This window comes from Pseudomonas sp. GV085 (assembly GCF_003050925.1).
Classification (GTDB): Bacteria; Pseudomonadota; Gammaproteobacteria; order Pseudomonadales; family Pseudomonadaceae; genus Aquipseudomonas.
Genome location: NZ_QAOV01000010.1, coordinates 216,281 through 239,030, shown reverse-complemented (window position 1 = coordinate 239,030; position 22,750 = coordinate 216,281). Strand labels below are relative to the sequence as shown.

The window sequence follows — 22,750 nt, the reverse complement described above, 5'->3', positions numbered from 1 at the left end:
GGATTTCGCCGTGCGCTGGCTCAGGATTGCCATAAGCTTGACCGTCACTTTGCTGACCTTGCTCTGCATGCTACCGGCCCAGGCCGCGCAAGGCAGTGGCTGGGCGGTATTGCTCGACGAACAGGGCGACCTGCAACTGAGCGACATCCGTTCCGCACGCTATACCAACCAATTCAGCCCTATCGAACTCGACCGCATTACCGCGGCCGAGCCCGATGGCGCGTTATGGTTGCGATTCAGGCTTGCGCCGGGTAGCCACGAACAGTTGCTGCGAGTGTTCGCGCCTGACCTGCGCCAGTTCAACATGTACGTGCTGGACGGCGACAAGCTGATCGATCAATCCAGCACGGGCAACGGACAGCCGCAATCCGAGCGACCATTGCCCAGCAGCGACTTCATGCTGGCCCTGCCGCAAAACGACACCCCCCTCGACGTTTACCTGCGACTGGCCTCCGATCACCAGTTACGCCCCTATATCACCCTGCAATCGGCGATCCTCGCGGCTGCCAACCAGAACCAGACGCTGATCTATGGCCTGCTGTTCGGTTGCATCGCCATGTTGATCCTGCACAATCTCATCCGCTACACCTACACCCGCTCACACAGCGCCCTCTGGTTGGCGACGTGCGAAGGGTTGTTGATGCTCAGCCTGCTGCTGTTGCTGAACCTCGCCGGTCCCTGGCTGCCGGACTGGCATGCACTGCAAACGCCGGGGGCTTACCTGGCATTGTTAATGACTGCGCCCTGCGGCCTGATGCTTACCTATCGCTTCTTCTCCCCACTCGGGCCGCACCCGCTGAACCGCTTGCTGCTCGGCGAGATCCTGCTCATCACCGCCTGCGGCCTGATGCTGCTGTTCGTCAATACCTTGCCGTTGAACTTCATTACCTATGGCCTGGTAGCCTTGGCAGGCCTGAGCATGCTGTTCATCAGCGCCCATCACTGGCAAAAAGGTTATCGCCCGGCTCGCCTCTTCGTGGCGGCCATGGTGGTGTTCAACCTCGGGACACTGATCATCCTGCCCGCCCTGTTGGGGCTGACCCTGATCGAACCCCATGGCCTGCTCACCATCTTGCTGGTGTTCATCTGCATCAGCGGCCTGCTGATGAGCATTGCATTGAGCGAGCGCCAGCGCCGCATCACCGAAGACCGTTTCAGCATCAGCCGCGACCTGGCGGCCAGCAACGCCGAGATCAACGCCAAGGCCGAGTTCCTGGCGAAGATCAGCCATGAGATCCGCACCCCGATGAACGGCGTCCTCGGCATGACCGAGCTGCTGCTGGGCACGCCGCTTTCGGTCAAGCAACGCGACTATGTGCAGACGATCCACAGCGCCGGCAACGAGCTGCTGACACTGATCAACGAAATTCTCGACATCTCAAAACTCGAGTCCGGGCAGATCGAGCTGGACGATGTGCAGTTCGACCTCAACGCGCTGATCGAAGACTGCCTGAGCATCTTCCGCGCCAAGGCCGAGCAGCAAAACGTCGAGTTGATCAGCTTCATCCAGCCGCAAGTGCCGCGGGTGATCAGCGGTGACCCGACACGCTTGCGCCAGACCCTGTTGAGCCTTCTGGAAAATGCCCTGAAAAAAACCGATGAAGGCGAAATCCTGATCGTCGTGGCGCTCGACGAGCGCAACAACAAACCACGCCTGCGTATTGCCGTGCAGGATAGCGGCGAGCCCATGGACGCCGAAGAACGCGACGCCCTGATGCACGCCGAACTGCACAGCCGGCATTTCCTTTCGGCCACCCACCCGGGCGGCAACCTGGGGCTGGTGATTGCCCGCCAGCTGATCCGCTTGATGCAAGGGGACTTCGGGATCAAGAGTGGCAGCAACCAGGGCAGCACCCTGTGGCTGACCCTGCCGCTGGACCCGGATCGCCTCGAACACCCGACCTCGGACCTCGACGGCCCGCTGCAAGGTGCGCGGGTATTGGTGGTGGACGACAATGACACCTGTCGCAAGGTGCTGGTGCAGCAATGCAGCGCCTGGGGCCTGAACGTCAGCGCCGCGCCTTCCGGCAAGGAAGCGCTTGCACTGCTACGCACCAAGGCTCATTTGCGTGATTACTTCGATGTGGTCCTGCTGGACCAGAACATGCCCGGCATGACTGGCATGCAACTGGCGGCCAAGATCAAGGAAGACCCGAGCCTGAACCATGACATCCTGCTGATCATGCTCACCGGCATCAGCAACGCACCGAGCAAGATCATCGCGCGCAACTCCGGGATCAAGCGCATCCTCGCCAAACCGGTAGCCGGCTACACCCTCAAGACCACCCTGGCCGACGAACTGACCCAACGCAACAAAGGTCTCGCCGCTACCCAGCCCGTGCCAAGCGGCCAGGTCCTGCCGGTCAAGGTCCCCTGCGACTTCCGCATCCTGGTGGCCGAAGACAACAGCATCTCCACCAAGGTGATCCGCGGCATGCTGAGCAAGCTCAACCTGCAACCGGATACTGCCTGCAACGGCGAAGAAGCCTTGCAAGCGATGAAAGCCCAGCGTTACGACCTGGTGCTGATGGACTGCGAAATGCCGATCCTCGACGGCTTCTCGGCCACCCAGCAATTGCGTGCCTGGGAAGTCAGCAACCAGCGGGTCCGAACCCCCGTGGTGGCATTGACCGCCCATATCCTGGCCGAACACAAAGAACGTGCGCGGCAGGCCGGTATGGACGGGCACATGGCCAAACCGGTGGAACTGTCGCAGCTGCGCGAACTGATTGAGCATTGGGTCGCCCAGCGTGACCAGCACAATCGCGCAACGACCCAACCATCCTGAGCCGACAGACGGCGCAACCCCTGATAGACTCCCCCTCGACTTCCCTCGCCAGTGAGCCCGGCACCATGCTCCATGTGTTGTTCAGCGTTTACCTGAAGATGCTGGTGCTCTACAGCCCATTCTTCGTGTTGTCCTGCTTCATCAGCCTGACCCGTGGTTATTCGCGCAAGGAACAGCGTCGGCTGGCCTGGAAAGTAGCGGTCGCCACCCTGGTCTCCAGTGTGCTGTTGTACTTGTTCGGCCGAGTGATTTTCAGTGTTTTCGGCATCACCGTGGATGCATTCCGCATCGGTGCAGGCAGCGTACTGTTCATCTCGGCACTAGGGATGGCACAAGGCAAATCGGCGATACAGACCGACAACGTGCAGCAGGATGTGACCATCGTCCCGCTGACCATTCCGCTGACAGTCGGCCCCGGCACCATCGGTGCCTTGCTGGTGATGGGCGTGAGCCAGCCGCATTGGGACGACAAGCTCACCGCCATTGTCAGCATTGCCCTGGCCAGTTTCACCGTGGGGGTGGTGCTTTATCTGTCCAGCCGCATCGAACGCATACTCGGCGATCAGGGCTTGCAGATTGTCAGCCGCTTGATGGGGTTGTTCGTGTGTGCACTGGCGGCACAGATTATTTTTACCGGGGTCAAAGGCTATCTGGTGCCGTGATGAGCCAGCAAGAACACATCAATAAAGTCTTTCGATCCCCTTTTCACGCCGTCCACCGAGAGCGTCGAGCACCCACTTCCTTTTGTACTCTGCATAGTCTTCGTCCAGTTGGGCGACAAAGCATTTCGTTTCAACATCTCCGACAATCTCGCTCAACATGAAGCTTTGGTTGAGAAAAACCGGTTCAATGGGTGTACGGGTAGCAAGGTTGATAGTCAGCATTCTCAGGGTTGCAGACTCATCCACCACGCCGGCATGGATCCTGATACGGTTGACAACCGGGGCACTACCGCTCTGCGCCCTTCCCGCTTCTACAGCGTATCGCGTCAACAAATCGTGAGCTGGGTTCAGCAACTCAAGACTCACAGTGTGTTGCAGCAAAAGATCCAACGAGCTGCATTCATCAGGCGCCAACAAAGACGTCAGCCGTTGCCTGACAAGGCTCTCGAACGTTACGCATTCATCCACAGAGGACGAAAAGAACCCGTCCCCGACCCGGCCCGGTACTTCATAGAGAAGAAACTTCAAGGCCTCGGCATACCTGCTGTTCCAAGCCTTGAAATCCTTGAGCTCCGGGTAACTCTTGCTTGAAGTCAACTGAGCATAAAGAAGTGAAGAAAGGATGTCTTCGCGCACCGGCATCGGCAGCGACGACGAAATGATCAATAAGCTTCCCGCATTTACATAGCCAGTACTACTCATACTGCACACCCCGCAAAAGGTCAGGTGCATCGCACCTGACCAGACTGGAAATCAGATACCAAACTCCATTTCCAGGCGCTTATCGACAGCCTCATAGAACTTGTTGGCTGCATCCTCCTTCCTCTTGACATAGTCATCGGCATGGATGCTGAAAACACCTTTGGATTGAAACAACCTGCCAGACGAGGAGGTCTTGTCAAAGAAAGCGATCTTGGTATTTCCGGATGTGGTGTAATAACTGATAGCGCTCATCACCAGGCTTACTTCACCATCGCTATCCTGTGCACAGCTTGCGAGACCGAAGTTTGCACCATCGCCTTTCTTGCCGTTATTTTCATAGAGCTTCAATGCTTCCTTATTGGCCTGCAGACCTTCGATTGCCTTTTCTGCCCCCAGCTTCAGGATAGGTCCGAGGCCGCCGCCAAGACCGCCTATCATTGATTTGGCAATGTCCAGCACCAGATTGGACATTAGCAGGCCGCTCGCCGACTCCTGATAATTGATCGTCGGGTTGCCGAACATGGTCCAGCCCATGGCTTTCATCCCTTTAAGCATATGTTCCCAGCGTTGAACCTGATCTTGCTCGTTGGGAAACTTGATCTGCGCAGACAGGTCGGCGAACAAAAAGGTTCGCTTTATAATTGTTTTGTTGCGGTGGCTCACGCCCTCGGGAAAGGAAATCATCGTGGAGTTGAGAATCGCTGCATTCAACTTATCGGTATCAATAACCCCGTCGACGGCACGGCGAACACGTCTACCGGCTTGTTGCTGCTGAATGACAGGCAAAGTTTCTTTCAGGCTTTCCTCGATAAATTCCAGGCATTGCGCCTCGCTCATTTCTACCGCAGTAATATCAGTCATTTCGAATATCCATATAATATATTATAAGGGCCAATCCCAGCCCGAAACCAAAGTTAATCAATTCACAATTGAGTGTCAATACTGACCATTCTTCAAAATAATACGCAACAAATCGCCAAAACCATTACTTACAAAATAGCGACAACACACTTTCAAAGCCTTAACTCGATTTCGGCCATATCGCTTTCCTCGAGGATATCCTCCAACTTCTGTTTCGTTTCCGCGTAAGCGTTTCTGTCGAGATAAAAGCTTCGGTAATTATGCTGCAACTCGGCCTCACCCTTCTGCCAACTGACAAACAGGAAACTCTTGGTTTTTCGTTTGACGATCAACCGCGCGTGATTAAGTTCCATCGTCAGCATTCCCTTGCTGTCACGCCCTGCCGGTGCAACTTGAAAGGATTTGCCGTACAGCGTCGCTCCGGCATAAGCCGCCAGCCCACGGGAGTCAGATTCCAGCGCCTTGAAAGCCGCTATACTGTTGGTCAGCATGGGTTCGTTACCCAGTTGCCGAACCGTTTCAATCATTTTCCCGGAAACCGTACTGGACAGATCCCTATAAACCTTTTCGCCCGGATGTCGATCCGAATACCATCCAAAATGATTAAGCATTCTCGCGTAGCGATTCAGCCAATCGCCAAGACCAAGCGCCTCATTTTCGTATGTATCACACACCAAGCTGGCAATCTTGATGCTGTTCTTGATTTCTTTCTTTTCTTCCCTGCTCAAGCCTGCCATACAGCCCAGCAGCGTCCTGCCAATCAGCATCGCACTTTGCGCACGATCATCATATGCCCCGATGTCATCGCCAACGGCAAACCTCCTGACCCTGCCTGAACGCTGGACACGAAGAAAACCCATATTCCGAATAAACTCAAGGCGCTGTCCAAGACTAGGGACAAGAGCAAAATCAAAGTCCATTTTTAATACTCTCCATTAACACACATTGCACACCCTATCGAAACAAAGAAATTCCCGACACACAAGAAACACACGTCAAGGAACTGTTATCAACAGGCACATCACACAATATCAAAAAAGCCAATCATGGATACTTTCAATGTTTAAACTTATATTTTCAGCAAAAAACCCACAACCCAGAAACTTGCTCATGCAGAATACTTCGCAAAAAAAAACGCCTCCAAAGAGGCGTCTTGATTCAGGAAGCGGGTTTTTCGCCATACCAACGCGGCGTGTAGACCCATTCGCCCCCCTCAGGACGAGGGAAAGAGCAGGTGGTGGATGAGCCGATCAATACCATGGTGCGCATGTCGACCTGATCCGGGGTCAACTGGCCAAGGGTGGTAACCCGCAGCGTCTGCCCCGGACGCCCGATGTCCCGGCCTAACACCACAGGCGTCTCGGGTACGCGGTGTCGGGCGACAATGTCCAGTGCCTGGCCCAATTGCCACGGACGAGAACGCGAGATCGGGTTGTAGAAGGCCAGCGCCAGATCGGCTTGAGCGGCCAGGTCCAGGCGTTTCTCGATGATTGCCCAGGGCTTGAGGTTATCCGACAGCGACAGCACACAGAAGTCATGTCCCAGCGGCGCGCCGGCCTGGGCGGCAGTCGCCAGCGAAGCAGAGACGCCCGGCAGGATCTCGAGATCAACGTTGTGCCAATGGACGTCGGTGGACTCGTGCAGCGCCTCCAGCACCGCCGCGGCCATGGCGAAAACCCCCGGATCCCCCGAGGAAACCACCACCACCGAGCGCCCCTGAGCCGCCAGTTCGAAGGCGTGGCGGGCGCGTTGCATCTCTTCGCGGTTGTCGGTGCAATGCAGTACTTGATCGGCGCGAAACGGCCCGGCCATGCGCACATAGGTTTCGTAGCCCAGCACGTCGGTTGCGCGAGCCAGTTCAGCCTTTACTGCCGGCACCATCAGTTCAGCAGCGCCCGGCCCGAGGCCGATCACCGCCAGCCGTCCACGCGGGCGGCCGATCTGCAATGGGTCCAGCGGCTGCTCTGCCACCGCAATGGCAACGGTGTCGCTACCCAGCAGGGAAACGGGCTGGCCTATGGCAGTACGCAGACGTTCGCCAAGCGCCTTCTCAGCGCCGGCAAAACGCAACGCCACGCCCAATTCAAGCGCCGCCTCGCGCAACCCCGAACTGGCCATTTCGGTGTCGGCGGCCAGCAGGCAAGCCAGCGACTGCACGGCGATTGTTGCCTGATGCAACGCCTCGCGCACCGCCGCCGCGACGTTCACCAGGCCAGCATCCACAGCGACCACCACATTGCGTGGGTAGATCAACAATTCATTGGCTGCAGGAGTCCGCTCGGCATGACTGACATGCACCGCCAATCGGGCCTGTGCGTCTTCGGGCAATTGCGCCTGCGCCAGCCACGGAGCCGCACCTTCGATGCGCACCGTTTCACCGGCCAGCAAATCGGAAACGAAACGCTTGCCCAGTTCCAGATCGCCCAGGGCATAGCCGCTGGGCGGATTGAGCAGGCACGTGCCGAAACGCAACTCGCCGCTGGTGGTGATCGCCGCAGAAACTTCCAGTGCCGCGGCAATCTCCCGCGCCATCACATTCACCCCACCGAGACCACCCAGCAGTGGAACCACGGCGCTACCGTCTTCAGCCACCGCCAATACCGGTGGCTCGGCGCCCTTTTCCAGCAACAAGGGCGCCAGCGTGCGGATCACGATCCCGGCCGCGCACAGGGCAATGATCGGCGTGCCCTGTTGATAGAGTTCGCGCAGGGTTGCACCGAATTCGTGATAGACCCGATCCGCGCCTTCGACCCGTTCGGCCAGGCCATGGATCAGGGCTTCGGGGTACACCTGCTGAATGCTGCGTGCGGTAGCGAGGCTGCCATTGCCGAGAATGACAATCGCCGGAACTGGACGGGTCATCAGCCTTGCCACCTTTCGCCGGGAACGATGATCAACGAGAAATACGGCGAGGACATCGGCTCAACCTGATCCAGCGGCACAATTTTCTGATTGGCCATGGTCGCGCGTTCGACGTACAGCGCACGCTCGGCCAGGCCGAGTTCTTCCAGCACCTGGCGGACCTTGGGAAAGTTGCGCCCCAGTTTCATGATCACCGCCGCATCGGCATCGGCCAGGCGACGCTTGAGTTCGTCGTGCGGCAGTACGCCGGACAGCACCGACAGACTCTGATTGCGATACACCAGCGGTGCACCGAGCACCGAGGCGCCACCCAGCATCGAACACACACCGGGCACGACTTCAGCCTGATAGCGCTCGGCGAGCCGGTCGTGCAGGTACATGTAGGAGCCGTAGAAGAACGGATCACCCTCGCAGATCACCGCCACATCACGGCCCGCGTCGAGATGCGTGGCCAGCTCTTGCGCAGCGTCATCGTAGAAGTCGCTGATCACTTGCTCATAGGACAACGGTGCCGGCAAGGCTTCGGTGGTCACCGGGTACACCAGCGGCAACAGATTCTGCGCTTCTTGCAGATGCGTTTCGATGATGCCGAAGGCGTTGCCCTTCTTGCCCTTGGCGACGAAGTACGCCACCACCGGCGACTCGCGCAGCAACCGCAGGGCCTTGACGGTAATCAGTTCCGGATCACCGGGGCCGACGCCAAGGCCGATCAAACGTCCAGGTTGCTGCATCATTCGATCTCCGTGGCGAGGGCATTGACGGCGGCGGCGGCCATGGCGCTACCGCCCAGGCGACCCTGCATGATGACAAAAGGCACGCCACGGCTGTCAGCCGCCAGCGCTGCCTTGGATTCGGCTGCGCCGACGAAGCCCACTGGAAAACCGAGGATCAGCGCCGGTTTCGGCGCACCGGCGTCGAGCATCTCCAGCAAATAAAACAGCGCCGTCGGGGCGTTGCCGATGACCACCACGCTGCCTTCCAGGTGCGGGCGCCACAGTTCCAGCGCGGCGGCGGAGCGGGTGTTGCCCAGCTCGCGAGCCAGTGCTGGAACACTGTCATCGCGCAGGGTGCAAATCACCTGGTTGTTCGCCGGCAAGCGTGCGCGGGTCACGCCTTCGGAGACCATCCGCGCATCGCACAGGATCGGCGCACCGGCTGCCAGCGCATCGCGCCCCGCCTTGCCCGCGCCTTCGGAAAACTGCAAACCGTCGATGGCCTCGACCATGCCGCAGGCGTGGATCACACGCACCGCGAGTTTCTCCAGATCGGCCGGGATGCGGTCGAGGTTGGCCTCGGCGCGAATGATCGCGAAGGAGTTGCGATAGATCTCCTGACCGTCGCGGATGTAATCAAGCATCAATGGGGCTCCGTGAGCGGGCGTCGAGCAAGGCCGCGACCGCTTCAATAGTAAGGTTGCGTGCGTGTAGCGCGCCGAAACCCGGCTGCGCTGCATCGCGTAAATAGAGATCGTAGTGACCGGGGGCGACGGCCAGCAAGGTGACGGGCGCCGTATGCGCGGCGGCGCAAGAACGCGGGCAACCGCTCAAATGTACGTTCGGCGCTTGTCCAAGACTCTGCAGCAATTCGGCCAATTTCAGGGCATCACCCTTGGTCTCGGCCAACCCCTTGGCGCAACCGTTGGAACCGGTGCAGGCGATCAACCGGGACAATGGCTGATCGGCTTCGCACTGCAAGCCCAGGCAATGCAATTGTCGAATGACCTCGGCGGCGTTTTTCGCGTGGACATTGGGCAGCAGCAGGCTTTGCCAGGGTGTGAAGCGCAGGCTGGAATCACCGAACTCGCGTGCCAGCTGCGCCACACCCCGCAGCATCGTCGGATCGAGCCGACCCAGCGGCGGGACAGCCCCCACATAGACAACACCCGGCTCGGCCTGGGGATGTGCGCCGATGTGCACATCACTGGAGCCCGAAACCCGCTGCCAGCCGACAACCGCTTGCATCGACACTCGCTCAGCCAACCGAAGCAGAACGTCCTCGACCGAATACCCGGTCAGTAGATGGCGCATCCGCGTCTGCTCGGGGCGCGCCAGTTCAAGGAACAATTCAAGGACCGCGACCACCAGAGCGTACCCGTCAGCCAGCGCAACCGAACCGGCGGGGCTGTCCGTCGGGCATCCCGTCAGACCGAACGCCAGCCGTCGCTCGCCATCTTGCTCAAACGCCGAGAGCCACAGGTCATGGGGATGTTCGAGCATCGCCAGGTCTTCACCGCCATCGAGCTGCACGGCGAACTTGGCACTGAGGTCGTGGAACGCTTCGTGGCCTTGCAGTGTGGCGAGGATCTGCCCTGCCAGCGGGCGAGTGTCGAACAGCATGCGCAGGTCGATCCCGGCGCCGGGGCTGAGCATCAGGTTACGCACATCGTCGCCGGCCGCGTTCTGCGGCCCCAGATCGGCGGCCAGCAGGCTGTCGATCAACGCCGCTTGTTCGCTGCCAATGCCGCGGATCTGCAGGTTGGCCCGGTTGGTCGCCTCGATCGCTCCGCTGGCGTAACGCTCGGCCGCAGACGCTACGACCTCTGCCTGGTCGCTGCTGATCGAACCACCGCTCAACTTGATCCGGCAGATGCCGCCGTCCAGTGCCGGCACAATACGCAGCAACCCCGGGCAGGCCGAGGGGCGTAAGGCAGAGGACAGCGGACGTTCGTTCAAGGCGGACCCGTTCAGGTGGCGAGGCGATTCACGGCGAAAGTGCGCGGTATTATGCCTGCTTTGCTTCGCTGCATGAAAAGACTCCGGTCGGGAAGAGAAGGCAGTCAGCTCAAGGAACCCGCGCTATCATGCCGCCCAACAACGTTGAACGCGTGATTGAGGAACGGCATGACACCCTGGCTGACGGTAGTAGGCATCGGCGAAGACGGTTTCAAGGGCCTGGGCAAGAACGCCCGGCATGCACTGTTGCGCGCCTCGAAAATCTTCGGCGGCCAGCGGCATCTGGATTTGCTCCCGCCGTGCATACGCGGCGAGCGCCAGCCGTGGCCAAGTCCCTTCTGCCTGGAGTCGCTGCTGTCGCAGCGTGGCGAACCCGTCTGCGTCCTGGCCAGTGGCGACCCGATGTTCTTCGGCGTCGGCGCCAGCCTCGCCCGGCAACTCCCCGCAGTCGAGATGCTGACGCTTCCCGCACCGTCCTCCTGCTCGCTGGCCGCTGCACGAATGGGTTGGCCCTTGCAGGAGGTGGTCACACTGTCCGTGGTGGCCCGGCCTTGCGCCGCACTCAACGCCCACTTGTCCAGTGGCGTGCGTTTGCTGGTGTTGAGCAACGACGGCCGCAGCCCCGCCGCCATCGCGGCCCTGTTGCGCGAACATGGCTTCGGCCCTAGCCGTCTCACCGTGCTGGAACACCTGGGCGGTGAAGCCGAGCGGCGTATCGACGGTATCGCCAGCGACTGGAACGATCCGCTGATCGCCGACCTGAACCTGATCGCCATCGAGTGCGTCGCCGAGCCGAACACGCTGCGGCTGTCGCGACTGGCCGGCCTGCCGGACTCGGCCTTCCAGCACGACGGCCAACTGACCAAACGCGATGTGCGCGCCATCACCCTCGCGCGCCTGGCCCCGGTCCCTGGCGAACTGTTGTGGGACGTCGGCGCCGGCAGCGGCTCGATCGGCATCGAATGGATGCGCGCACACCCCAGTTGCCGCGCACTGGCCATCGAGGCGGATGCGGGCCGACAAACGTTGATCGAACACAACCGCGATGCGCTCGGGGTTCCCGGCCTGCAACTGGTTCGCGGCAGTGCGCCGCTGGCCCTGGCCGGGCTGGAGCGACCGGAGGCGATTTTCATCGGCGGCGGTGTCACCCGCGAAGGCGTGCTCGATACATGTTGGGCCGAACTCAAACCCGGGGGCCGGCTGATTGCCAACGCAGTCACCCTGCAAAGTGAAATGACCCTGATGGCCTGGCGCGAGCAACACGGCGGGGAGTTGACGCGCATTCATATCGCCCAGGCACAACCGCTGGGCGACTTTGACACCTGGCGCCAGGCCTTGCCGATTACCTTGCTGGATGTGACGAAACCCTTCGATGCGTGACGAAACCGCCGAACAACCCGCACCACTGCGCAGCGGCCTGACCACCGGCAGTTGCGCCACGGCCACCAGCCTCGCCGCCGCGCGTCTGCTGCTGGATGGCACATCGGCCGATGCAGTGGAAATCGTGTTGCCCAAGGGCAAGCAGGTGCAGATGCGCCTGGAGTTCTGCCGCCTCACCGAGGACGGCGCCGAAGCCGGAACCCTCAAAGACGCCGGTGACGATCCGGACGTGACCCACGGTGCCCTGCTCTACTCCCAGGTGCGTCTGAGTAGCGAACCCGGGACTCGCTTCAAGGCCGGCCGCGGCGTCGGCACAGTGACCCGGCCCGGGCTGGTGCTGGGTGTCGGCGAACCGGCGATCAACCCGGTGCCGCGCAAAATGATCAGCGAACACCTGGCCCGACTGGCCGATGAACTCGGCTACAGCGGCGGCTTCGAGGTCACGGTCAATGTCGAGAACGGCGAGGCGCTGGCATTGAAAACCATGAACCCGCGCCTGGGCATTCTTGGCGGCTTGTCGATACTCGGAACCAGCGGCATCGTCCGGCCGTTTTCCTGTGCGGCCTACATCGCCTCGATCCACCAGGGCATCGACGTGGCGAAAACCAACGGTTACCTGCACATCGCCGCCTGCACCGGCAACGCCAGCGAAGACACCATGCGCCGGGTCTACAACCTGCCGGAAATCGCCCTGATCGAAATGGGCGACTTCGTTGGCGCCGTGCTCAAGCACCTGCGTAAAGTACCGGTGGAAAAACTCAGCCTGTGCGGTGGTTTCGGCAAGATCAGCAAACTGGCGGCCGGGCACATGGATTTGCACAGTCGCCATTCGAGCATCGACCTGCCGCAACTGGCGCTATGGGCGGCACAGGTCGGCGCCGATGTGGCGTTGCAGCAGAGCATCCGCGAGGCCAACACCAGCCAGCAGGCATTGGCCATGGCCGCTGCAGCCGGGGTCGCCCTGGGTGATGCAGTCTGTCAGCATGCCCTGGACTTTGCCCGCAGCGTGGTGCCGGCGCAGGTTCAAGTGGAGGTCTTTGCCATCGATCGCCAGGGCGGGATCGTTGGTCATGCGGGAGCCTTTCAATGAAGCGCATTCTCCTGCTAGGCGGCGTGACCGAAGCCATGGCCATTGCCCGCACGCTGGGACCGCAGCACATCTATAGCCTGGCTGGTGTCGGTCGGGTGCCGACGGACCTGCAATGCCAGGTTCGCGTCGGCGGCTACGGCGGTGCCGAGGGCCTGGCGCAATTCATTGGCGACGAAGGCATCGATCTGCTGCTCGATGCCACTCACCCCTACGCCGCCCAAATCAGCCAGAACGCCGCGACCGCCGCGCGCTTGAGCGGCATTCCCTGCTGGGCGCTACGGCGACAGGCCTGGCAGGCCCAGGCGGGGGATGACTGGCGGGAAGTCAGCGATTGGGCCGAATTGATCGAAGCCCTGAAACCCTTCCGTCGACCGCTGTTCACCCTCGGTCGCGAGCCCCTGCAGCACCTGGATGAAATTCCGGCGGAGCAATTCTGGACCCTGCGCGCACTGGATGTGTATCCGGGCAACGAGCGCTGTGAAGTGATCGGCGCACGTGGGCCCTTCCTGATCGACGATGAACGTGAGTTGTTCGAGCGGCGAAACATCGACGTGCTGATCAGCAAGAACAGCGGCAGCACGGCGACCGAGCCGAAGCTGGAAGTGGCGCGTGAGCGTGGTGTGCCGGTGATTGTCTTGAAGCGCCCCGAATTGCCAAGTGTGGAACGGGAGTTTGGCTCAGTGGCAGATATGCTGGGTGCCCTACCAGTGTAGGACTATTCCTAAGACCTGCTAAACCTTGCGATTCCGCTGGCAGCATTCTCAGACGAAGCTGGCTATCGACTCTACGGCCTCAATCCTATAGTTCGCCTCCCCCCTGAACCAATCAAGCGCACCCAACATCCACAGGGATGAATGGTCTCGCCCAAAAGAAAGTGCCGCTTGCCACCCTGTATCCCAAGGAATACGATTCAACATGATCGAATTTGAGCGATCCCAAGTATTTGCTGACTGGCTCAACTCGCTGAGGGACACCATCGGCAAAGCTCGAATAATCGCCAGACTCCGGGCAGCCGAGTATGGAAATTTTGGTGATTGTGAATCTGTAGGTGCTGCGGTTTATGAGATGCGCGTTCAGTACGGCCCAGGCTACAGGATGTACTTCACTCGCAGAGATGAGGTGATTTACTTGCTGTTGATCGGGGGTGACAAGTCGACTCAAAAACGAGATATCAAACGTGCTATTCAAATGGCACACAATATCGGTAATGAGGAGTAAATCATGGCCGAACAATTTACCCGTTTTGATGCCGTCGAGTTTCTCAAAACTCCGGAGGAAATGGCGGCTTATCTGGATGCCTGCTTTGAAGAAGATGCCGGAGACGGCGTGCTGATACGTGCAGCGCTCAACGATATCGCCCGAGCAAAGGGCATGACACAAATCGCCCGTGATGCCGGTCTGGGACGCGAGAGTCTTTACAAAGCGCTGAGCAGTAGTGGCAATCCGGAATTCGCGACTATCATGAAAGTTATGAAAGCCTTGGGTCTGCGCTTGCATGCCATCGCTGTCTGATTACGCTGCGACACCAGACCGCATGCCGCCTTTTTACTTATCGGCCCTGATCAGGCTAAATAGCCCGCGCCTGATCGCCCACCCAAACGGATTTTGTCCCATGTCCCGACAACGGCTCGCAATTGCCTGGATAGCCTGCTTCGCAGTGCTGTTCAACATGCTCGCCATGCCGATGTCCGGAGCGATGGCACAAACGGCTAACTCACCTGCCGAACAGTTGTTGTGGGGCAGTTTCTGCAGCTCCAGCGGCACCAGGATGGTGGCGATTTCCATCGGGGACCTTGAACAGAAAACCCCGAAAAACGACGATCATTCCAACATGCAGCATTGTTGGTGCTGCTCCGGTTCTGCGCCATTGGTGGCGTTGCCGGGGCATTCACCGCAGCTGTACTTCGCCCGCTTCGAGTCCAACCGAAGCCTGCCCGCCACCTCGCTCGACAGCCCGTCACCGCGCCAGCAATGGCCGAGTCTCAACCCCCGCGCGTCCCCTCTGGTGTGATTTTTTCTCGCAATTGACTGCGTTTTAAATCGTTCCGGAGAACTGCCATGTTGAACAAACTCATCGTTCTGGCCGCGTTGCTGCTGCCTGCCTGCTTTGCCAATGCCCACGAATACAAAGTCGGCGAACTGGAAATCGCGCATCCGTGGTCCCAGGAGTTGCCGCCCAACGCGCCCACCGTTGCGGCGTATTTCGTGATCAGCAATGAAGGCAAGACCGCCGACCGCCTGCTCAGCGTCGACACCCCCATTGCGGACGAAGCGCAATTGCATGAGCACGTGATGCAAGGCGACGTGATGAAAATGCAGCACGTACCGAGCGTGGAAGTGCCCGCCGGAGGTGAGGTCACTTTCGCACCGATGGCTTATCACGTGATGTTGCTGGGCCTCAAGGACCGCAGCCTGCTGGTTGACGGCAAGCGTTTCCCCATGACGCTGCACTTCGAGAAGTCCGGTGACGTGACGGTCGAAGTCGCGGTGCAGAAGCAGGCGCCGGATACCATGCAAGCGCACGTGCACAAGCCTTGATCGCCTGAACTGAAAACGCCCATGCGCCCGCTTAGCGCCAGGTCATCCAGGCCACGCAGTCAAGCATTGAGCCTGACACGCGGCAGCTGGATCAGCCTGTTCGCCATGCTGATGATCTTTATCGGTCCGCTGATCTCTCAGTCGATGCCGATGGATTCGCGCGCCATGTCGATGACCATGCCTGCCGGTATGAGCATGGACATGGACATGTCGGCGATGGAGCATGCCGACCATGGAACGCAAGCCACTGCCGAGCATTGCCCGCCAGCCCCGGGGCACCATGCGCTATGGGAAAAGTGCGGCTATTGCAGCCTGCTCTTCAATTGCCCGGCGCTGACCGGTGGCGTGTCTTTCGCCAACTTCGTCATCTCGCCCGTCAACACCTTCACCACGCCTTCCCCACGCCTGGGCCATGCCCGGCAAACCTTCTTCCCCGGCGCTCGCACCCGCGCCCCACCCGTCGTCGCGTAAACACTCACTTCTGATTTCACACGGTCCGCAAGACAGCCAACGCTCAATCCCACAGGGATTGCGCAGGCTGCCGGCCGTGTCGTTTACGACTGTTCGATGGAAATTGTCATGTCCAGGTTTTCTGCTGTCCCTTGCTTGAGCCCTGCCCAAGCCTCTTTTGCCCTGAACGAATCCGGCGTTCGTTTCAGGCACGCCACCGCAATCCTGTGCGGTGCATTGCTCGCGCCCTCTGCGCTCGCCGATGAGCATGCCAGTCACAGTGAAGAACTGAGCCCGACAGTGATTACCGCCGTTGCCCCCAGTTCGCCATTGACCATCGTCACCAACCCCAAGGAACCGCGCCAACCGGTGCCGGCCAGCGACGGTGCCGATTACCTGAAAACCATCCCGGGCTTCGCCATGGTGCGCAATGGCGGCACCAATGGTGACCCGGTGCTGCGCGGCATGTTCGGCTCGCGGCTGAACATCCTCACCAATGGCAGCATGATGCTCGGCGCCTGCCCGGGGAGGATGGACGCCCCGACCTCCTACATCTCGCCGGAAACCTACGACAAGCTCACCGTGATCAAAGGCCCGCAAACCGTGCTGTGGGGACCGGGTTCTTCGGCCGGCACTATCCTGTTCGACCGCGAGCCGGAGCACTTCGGCGAACTCGGCACGCGGGTCAACGCCAGCGTACTGGCTGGCTCCTACGGTCGCTTCGACAAACTGGTGGACGCCGCAGCCGGTGGACAATCGGGTTATGTGCGGGTCATCGGCAACACCGCGCACTCCGACGACTACCAGGACGGCAACAACGACACCGTGGCGTCGCGCTATGACAAATGGAACGGTGACGTGGCCGTCGGCTGGACGCCGAATACCGACACCTTGCTGGAACTGACCGCCGGCCGTGGCGATGGCGAAGCCCGCTACGCCGGGCGCGGCATGGACGGTTCGCAGTTCCTGCGCGAGAGCCTCGGCCTGCGATTTGAGCAGTCCAACATCGGCGAGGTACTGGATAAGGTCGAGGCGCAGGTCTACTACAACTACGCCTACCATGTGATGGACAACTACACCCTGCGCACGCCGTCCGGTACCGGGATGATGGCCGGGCCCATGGCCTCCAACGTCGACCGCCGCACCCTCGGCGCCCGGGTCAAGGCCACCTGGCGCTGGGCTGATGTACAACTGATCAGCGGCATCGACGCGCAGACCAACGAACATCGCCAGCGCAGCGCCATGGGTGTCGACACCTACAAGGACCTGCCGTACACCAAGGATGCCGACTTCCATAACTACGGCGTGTTCGGCGAACTGACCTGGTACGCCGCCGACCGTGACCGCCTGATCAGCGGCGCACGCCTGGACCGCGCCTCGGCCAAGGATTTTCGGCAGACCATCGGCTCGGGCATGATGACCCGCCCGAATCCGACCACCGACGACACCCGCGCCGATACCCTGCCGAGCGGTTTCATCCGCTACGAGCATGACCTGGCCGATAGCCCGACAACCTTGTATGCCGGCCTCGGTCACACCCAGCGATTCCCGGATTACTGGGAGCTGTTTTCACCCAAGTCCGGCCCCGCCGGTTCGTTGAATGCCTTCGATTCGATCAAACCGGAAAAAACCACCCAGCTCGATTTCGGCCTGCAATACAAGACCGAAGACCTCGAAGCCTGGGCCTCGGCTTACGTCGGGCAGGTGCGCGATTACATCCTGTTCAACTACACCCCGACGATGATGGGTACGACCTCGCAAGCCGAAAACATCGACGCGCGAATCATGGGCGGCGAATTGGGCGCCGCCTACAACCTCACCGACAACTGGAAAGCCGACGCGACCCTGGCCTACGCCTGGGGCAAGAACAGCAGCGATGGCAGTGCATTGCCGCAGATGCCGCCGCTGGATGCCCGTTTCGGCCTGACCTACAGCGAAGACAACTGGAGCGCCGGCGCACTGTGGAGAGTGGTCGCCGCGCAAAACCGCATCGACCAGAACAAGGGCAACGTGGTCGGCAAGGATTTCGGCAAGACGCCGGGCTTCGGCGTGTTCTCCCTCAACGGTGCCTATCGGATCAACAGCAACTGGAAGGTCAGCAGCGGCGTCGACAACCTGTTCGGCAAGGCTTACGCCGAGCACTTGAACCTGGCCGGCAATGCGGGTTTCGGCTACCCGGCCAATGACCCGCAGGCCATCAAGGAACCGGGGCGAACGCTCTGGACCAAGGTGGATATGAGTTTCTAACCCTTGAGGGCACCCGCTCCCTCTGTGGGAGCGGGCTTGCCCGCGAACGGTTGCGCAGCAACCGCAAAACAAACAACTAAAAGATCCAGCCAAGCGGAGCACTCGTGATGAAACAGCCCAAAGTGAATTTCTACAACCTGGCCTGGCGCTGGCATTTCTATGCCGGATTGTTCGTTGCGCCATTCATGGTGATGCTGGCCCTGACCGGCACCGTCTACCTGTTCAAACCGCAGCTCGACTCGCTGATGTACAGCAGCCTGCTCAACGTTCCGGCCGGTCATCACACCGTGCCGGCCGACGACCTGCTGACACGGGTGAAAACAGCTTATCCACAAGGCCGGGTCACCCGGTACCTGCCACCGGTCAACGCCGAGCGCAGCGCGCAGTTTGTCGTGCTCAACGAAGACAAGGAGCTGAATGTTTTCGTCGATCCGTACCACGGCGACATCCTCGGCGAGCAAGACGCCAAGAAGAACCTGCAAGCCATCGCCCGGTCGATTCACGGCGAGTTGATGATCGGCACCATTGGCGATCGGCTGATCGAACTGGCCGCCGGTTGGGGCGTGGTGCTGGTGGTGTCCGGCATCTTCCTGTGGTGGCCGCGCGGTCAGGCGGCAGGCATTTTGTGGCCACGCCTGAACAGTCGTGGTCGCGTATTGTGGCGCGACCTGCACGCGGTCACCGGGTTCTGGGGCGCTTCCCTGCTGCTGGTGATGCTGCTCAGCGGCATGACCTGGACCGGCTTCTGGGGCAAGCAATACGCCGAAGTATGGAACGTGTTCCCGGCCGCCATGTGGGATGACGTGCCGAAGTCCGATATCGAGGCGCGCAGCCTCAACACCGCCACCCGCCAGACCGTGCCGTGGGCCATGGAAAACACGCCGATGCCGATGTCCGGCGACCATGCCGAGCACATGGCCCACGACGGTGCAGCGGCCGGCCCGGCCTCGCCGACCATCCGCCTGCAGGACGTACAAAACATCGCCAGCGAACGCAAGGTCGAACCGGGTTACAGCATCACCCTGCCGACCACTGCAACCGGCGTGTTCACCATCGCCGTATTCGCCGACGACCCGCGCAATGACGCCACGCTGCACATCGATCAATACACCGGCAAGGTCCTGGCCGATGTACGTTTCGAGCAGTACGGCAGCGTCGCCCGCGCCACGGAAATCGGCGTGATGCTGCACGAGGGCAAGATGTTCGGTGTGTTCAACCAGATCGTCGTGTTGCTGATCTGCCTGATGATTTTGCTCAGCGCGGTCAGCGGCGTGGTGATCTGGTGGAAACGCCGCCCGCAAGGAAAACTCGGCGTGCCGCCGCTGCGCCACGACCTGCCGAAATGGAAAACCGCGATGCTGATCATGTTCGCCCTGGCAGTGGTCTTCCCGTTGGTGGGTGCTTCGCTGGTGGCGGTGTGGGTGCTCGATCGTGTGCTGTTGTCGCGCTTCACCCGGCAGACTGAGAGCGCCTCATCTTCATCATGAAACAGGCGAGATGCGCCGGGCGAAAGGCACTGTAAACTCCCCGCGCATCACCTCAGCCCCATCGCGAGCAAGCTCGCTCCCACAGGGATAGCGTAAGACCTGTGGGAGCGAGCTTGCTCGCGATGGGGCCCTTGGCATCACTCAAGAGCCACTGCATGACCTCGCTGAACCTCACAAACCTCACCTGGTCCCCACTGGGCCACGGCCATTGCCACCACCAGTTCCAGCTGCGTGACGCCTCGCTACACGTGGCCGCCGGTGAGTTCGTTGGGCTGATCGGTCCCAATGGCAGCGGCAAGACCAGCCTGTTGCGATGTGCCTGGCGCTTCAACAGACCGGAAAGCGGCGAGGTCAGGCTCGATCACCAGAACGTCTGGAAACAATCCTCGCGCTGGTGTGCGCAACGCATCGCCGTGGTGTTGCAGGAGTTTCCTGATGCCTTCGGCCTGACCGTTGAGGAAGTGGTCGCCATGGGCCGCACGCCGCACAAAGGCTTGTTCGATGGCGACACCCTTGAAGACCGCGACCTGATCAATCAGGCCCTGGAATCCGTCGGCCTCAAGGGCTTCGAAGACCACGGGTTCGCCACTCTCTCCGGTGGTGAAAAACAGCGGGTCATCCTCGCCCGCGCCCTGGCCCAGCAACCACAATTGCTGATCCTCGACGAACCGACCAACCACCTCGACCCGCGTTATCAGCTTGAGCTTTTGCAGTTGGTCAAGCGCTTGAACATCGGCACCCTGGCGAGCATCCACGACCTCAATCTGGCGGCGGCTTTTTGTGACCGGCTGTACGTGATCAACCATGGCCGTATCGTCGCCAGCGGCATACCGAAAGAAGTCCTGAGCGCTGCGCTGTTGCGCAATGTGTTCGGCGTCGAAGCACTGATCGATGAACATCCACTGCACGGCTACCCACGAATCACCTGGATAACCCAACCATGACTTTGCGTTCCCTGCTGCGCTCCTGCCTCCCTCTCGTGATGCTGCTGGGCAGCGCCCAGGCATTGGCCGAAGCCACCCGTTACCCGCTGACAATCAAAAGCTGCAACCGCGAGGTGACCTTCAAGCAGGCACCGCAACACGCCCTCAGCCACGACATCAACATGACCCAGATGATGCTCGCCCTCGGCCTCAAGCCGCAGATGGCCGGTTACAGCGGCATCAGTGGCTGGAAGGCCGTGACGCCCGAGATGCAGAGCATTCTCGAAGGCCTGCCGGAACTCGCGGCCAAGTACCCGTCGGTGGAAACCCTGCTCAATGCCAACGTCGATTTCTTCTTCGCCGGCTGGGACTACGGCATGCGTATCGGCGGCGACCTCACGCCACAAACCCTGCAACCGCTGGGCATCAATGTGTATGAGCTGAGCGAATCCTGCGCCTTCGTAATGAAGCGCCCACCGGCCAGCCTCGACGACACCTACAACGACCTGCGCAACCTCGGCAGAATCTTCGATGTGCAGGACCGCGCCAATGCCCTGATCGCGAACATGCAGGCGCAAGTCGCGAATATTCGCAAAGACCTGCCCGCGGAAAAACCCCGGGTCTTCCTGTACGACAGCGGCGAAGACCGGGCCATGACCTCGGGACGACTGGGCATGCCGCAAGCGCTGATCGATGCCGCTGGCGGGCGCAATGTCCTGGAGGATGTCGACGCGAGCTGGACCCGGGTCAATTGGGAAACCGTGGTCGAGCGTAACCCGCAGGTGATCGTGATCGTCGACTACAGCGAAATAACTGCCGAACAGAAGATTCAATTCCTGCTGGGCAACAAGGCCCTGCACTCGGTGGACGCCATCAAGCACCGGCGCTTCATCGTCATCCCTTACGTGCAGGCCACGCCGGGGATCGATAACGTGCTCGCGGTCGCCACCCTGGCCAAGGGTTTCCACGGCGAATGATCAACCGTCGCTACGTCCTGTTGCTGATCGCCCTCGGCGCCCTGTTGCTGGTGTCGTGCGTGGTGTCCCTGGGTTTCGGCCCGGCGCGGGTGCCGCTGGATTTGGTGTGGCGCATCCTGTTGCACAAGCTGTTCGGTTTCGGTGTGCCGGACTGGAACCCCGGACAGGAACATATCGTCTGGCTGATTCGTGTGCCGCGCATGCTGCTCGGCGCGCTGGTGGGCGCCGGCCTGGCGTTGATCGGCGCGGTGCTGCAAGCGGTCACACGCAACCCGTTGGCTGACCCGCACCTGCTCGGCGTGACGTCCGGGGCCACACTTGGCGCGGTGATCGTGGTGCTGCATGTCGGTGAAATCGTTGGCCTGCTGACCTTGCCGATTGCGGCATTCATCGGTGCATTGCTGAGCATGCTGGTGGTGCTGTTGATTGCCAGTCGCCACGGTCGCCTCGACAGTGACCGCTTGCTGCTGTGCGGCGTGGCGGTGTCGTTCGTGATGATGGCGATTGCCAATCTGCTGCTGTTCATGGGCGACCATCGAGCCAGTTCGGCGGTGATGTTCTGGATGCTCGGCGGGCTCGGGTTGGCCCGTTGGGAGCTGCTGGCAGTGCCGACAGCCTGTGTGTTGCTCGGGCTGGTATTGCTGCTGGGCATGGCACGACCGCTCAATGCGCTGATGGCCGGCGAGCAGACAGCGGTGACCCTGGGCCTGAATGCACGCACTGTGCGCCTGCGAGTGTTTCTGATTGCGTCATTGATGACCGGGGTGCTGGTGTCGATCAGCGGCTCGATCGGTTTTGTCGGGCTGATGGTGCCGCACATTGCGCGGCGTCTGGTCGGGGCTGAACACCGAAGATTGCTGCCGGTGTGCGTATTGCTCGGCAGCGTGTTTCTGGTCTGGGTCGACGTCTCCGCCCGGACACTGATCGCCCCCGAAGACTTGCCCATCGGTGTTGCCACTGCGGCGATTGGCGGGTTGTTCTTCATCGGCCTGATGCGACGTCGCTGATTCACCACATCCCAAACTGTAGGAGCGAGCCTGCTCGCCCCAATGTGGCGCATGCCGGCGCACCAGTGCACGCAAGCCGTCCCCTCATGGTGCGCTGTAAAACC

General features: G+C 60.7%; 22 protein-coding genes. 15 read left to right on the top strand and 7 right to left on the bottom strand.

Annotation, left to right across the window (positions count from 1 at the left end; genetic code table 11):
* Positions 1-10: 10 nt before the first annotated feature.
* Together C8K63_RS21410 and C8K63_RS21405 are read left to right on the top strand one after the other, a co-directional pair.
* On the top strand, positions 11-2,788 hold the full coding sequence (locus tag C8K63_RS21410; protein WP_108218493.1) for a hybrid sensor histidine kinase/response regulator: 2,778 nt from the start codon (positions 11-13) through the stop codon (positions 2,786-2,788).
* 65 nt (positions 2,789-2,853) lie between these two features.
* On the top strand, positions 2,854-3,450 hold the full coding sequence (locus C8K63_RS21405) for a MarC family protein (RefSeq protein ID WP_108218492.1): 597 nt from the start codon (positions 2,854-2,856) through the stop codon (positions 3,448-3,450).
* An 18-nt stretch (positions 3,451-3,468) separates the two neighbouring features.
* Here C8K63_RS21405 and C8K63_RS21400 read toward each other — a convergent pair whose 3' ends face one another.
* The 7 genes from C8K63_RS21400 to cobG all read right to left on the bottom strand — a co-directional run bounded on the left by C8K63_RS21400 (position 3,469) and on the right by cobG (position 10,547).
* Complete coding sequence (locus C8K63_RS21400; RefSeq protein ID WP_146176402.1) at positions 3,469-4,152, bottom strand: hypothetical protein; 684 nt, start codon at positions 4,150-4,152, stop codon at positions 3,469-3,471.
* 51 nt (positions 4,153-4,203) lie between these two features.
* Positions 4,204-5,013 carry a hypothetical protein gene (locus tag C8K63_RS21395; protein WP_108218490.1) on the bottom strand — a complete coding sequence of 270 codons (810 nt, stop codon included), beginning with the start codon at positions 5,011-5,013 and terminating at the stop codon, positions 4,204-4,206.
* Positions 5,014-5,165: 152 nt separating this feature from the next.
* Complete coding sequence (locus tag C8K63_RS21390; protein WP_108218489.1) at positions 5,166-5,933, bottom strand: hypothetical protein; 768 nt, start codon at positions 5,931-5,933, stop codon at positions 5,166-5,168.
* Between the two features lie 238 nt (positions 5,934-6,171).
* Complete coding sequence (gene cobJ, locus C8K63_RS21385; RefSeq protein WP_108218488.1) at positions 6,172-7,875, bottom strand: precorrin-3B C(17)-methyltransferase; 1,704 nt, start codon at positions 7,873-7,875, stop codon at positions 6,172-6,174.
* Positions 7,875-8,606, bottom strand: a complete 732-nt coding sequence (locus C8K63_RS21380; protein ID WP_108218505.1) for a precorrin-2 C(20)-methyltransferase — start codon at positions 8,604-8,606, stop codon at positions 7,875-7,877. The genes cobJ and C8K63_RS21380 overlap by 1 nt, the downstream gene beginning before the upstream one ends.
* Positions 8,606-9,232, bottom strand: a complete 627-nt coding sequence (locus tag C8K63_RS21375) for a precorrin-8X methylmutase (protein ID WP_108218487.1) — start codon at positions 9,230-9,232, stop codon at positions 8,606-8,608. The genes C8K63_RS21380 and C8K63_RS21375 overlap by 1 nt, the downstream gene beginning before the upstream one ends.
* Complete coding sequence (cobG, locus tag C8K63_RS21370) at positions 9,225-10,547, bottom strand: precorrin-3B synthase (RefSeq protein ID WP_108218486.1); 1,323 nt, start codon at positions 10,545-10,547, stop codon at positions 9,225-9,227. The genes C8K63_RS21375 and cobG overlap by 8 nt, the downstream gene beginning before the upstream one ends.
* Before the next feature lie 168 nt (positions 10,548-10,715).
* Between cobG and cbiE the strand changes: the two genes are divergently transcribed.
* From cbiE to C8K63_RS21305, 13 genes are all read left to right on the top strand, one after another.
* A complete protein-coding gene (gene cbiE / locus C8K63_RS21365) occupies positions 10,716-11,927 on the top strand; it encodes a precorrin-6y C5,15-methyltransferase (decarboxylating) subunit CbiE (protein ID WP_108218485.1) in 1,212 nt (403 codons plus the stop codon).
* Positions 11,920-13,017, top strand: a complete 1,098-nt coding sequence (locus C8K63_RS21360; protein ID WP_108218484.1) for a cobalt-precorrin-5B (C(1))-methyltransferase — start codon at positions 11,920-11,922, stop codon at positions 13,015-13,017. The genes cbiE and C8K63_RS21360 overlap by 8 nt, the downstream gene beginning before the upstream one ends.
* Positions 13,014-13,730, top strand: coding sequence for a cobalt-precorrin-6A reductase (locus C8K63_RS21355; protein ID WP_108218483.1), 717 nt, complete (start codon positions 13,014-13,016; stop codon positions 13,728-13,730). Before C8K63_RS21360 ends, C8K63_RS21355 begins: the two co-directional genes overlap by 4 nt.
* A 202-nt stretch (positions 13,731-13,932) precedes the next feature.
* The gene (locus C8K63_RS21350) at positions 13,933-14,235 is read left to right on the top strand and encodes a type II toxin-antitoxin system RelE/ParE family toxin (protein WP_108218482.1); all 303 of its coding nucleotides are present in this window, start codon (positions 13,933-13,935) and stop codon (positions 14,233-14,235) included.
* Positions 14,236-14,238: 3 nt separating this feature from the next.
* On the top strand, positions 14,239-14,529 hold the full coding sequence (locus C8K63_RS21345) for an addiction module antidote protein (RefSeq protein ID WP_007994260.1): 291 nt from the start codon (positions 14,239-14,241) through the stop codon (positions 14,527-14,529).
* Between the two features lie 100 nt (positions 14,530-14,629).
* Positions 14,630-15,028: a DUF2946 domain-containing protein gene (locus tag C8K63_RS21340; RefSeq protein ID WP_108218481.1), complete on the top strand. Its 399-nt coding sequence runs from the start codon at positions 14,630-14,632 to the stop codon at positions 15,026-15,028.
* 47 nt (positions 15,029-15,075) lie between these two features.
* Positions 15,076-15,555: a copper chaperone PCu(A)C gene (locus tag C8K63_RS21335; RefSeq protein WP_108218480.1), complete on the top strand. Its 480-nt coding sequence runs from the start codon at positions 15,076-15,078 to the stop codon at positions 15,553-15,555.
* Between the two features lie 21 nt (positions 15,556-15,576).
* Entirely contained in the window at positions 15,577-16,026 is a 450-nt protein-coding gene (locus C8K63_RS21330; RefSeq protein ID WP_108218479.1) for a DUF2946 domain-containing protein, read from the top strand.
* 108 nt (positions 16,027-16,134) lie between these two features.
* Complete coding sequence (locus C8K63_RS21325) at positions 16,135-18,252, top strand: TonB-dependent copper receptor (RefSeq protein ID WP_108218478.1); 2,118 nt, start codon at positions 16,135-16,137, stop codon at positions 18,250-18,252.
* A 107-nt stretch (positions 18,253-18,359) separates the two neighbouring features.
* A complete protein-coding gene (locus C8K63_RS21320; protein ID WP_108218477.1) occupies positions 18,360-19,739 on the top strand; it encodes a PepSY domain-containing protein in 1,380 nt (459 codons plus the stop codon).
* 155 nt (positions 19,740-19,894) lie between these two features.
* Positions 19,895-20,683 (top strand): ABC transporter ATP-binding protein, encoded by a 789-nt coding sequence (locus C8K63_RS21315; RefSeq protein WP_108218476.1) that lies wholly within the window; start codon positions 19,895-19,897, stop codon positions 20,681-20,683.
* Complete coding sequence (locus C8K63_RS21310) at positions 20,680-21,639, top strand: ABC transporter substrate-binding protein (protein ID WP_108218475.1); 960 nt, start codon at positions 20,680-20,682, stop codon at positions 21,637-21,639. The genes C8K63_RS21315 and C8K63_RS21310 overlap by 4 nt, the downstream gene beginning before the upstream one ends.
* Positions 21,636-22,646: an iron ABC transporter permease gene (locus C8K63_RS21305; protein ID WP_108218474.1), complete on the top strand. Its 1,011-nt coding sequence runs from the start codon at positions 21,636-21,638 to the stop codon at positions 22,644-22,646. The genes C8K63_RS21310 and C8K63_RS21305 overlap by 4 nt, the downstream gene beginning before the upstream one ends.
* Positions 22,647-22,750 lie beyond the last annotated feature (104 nt).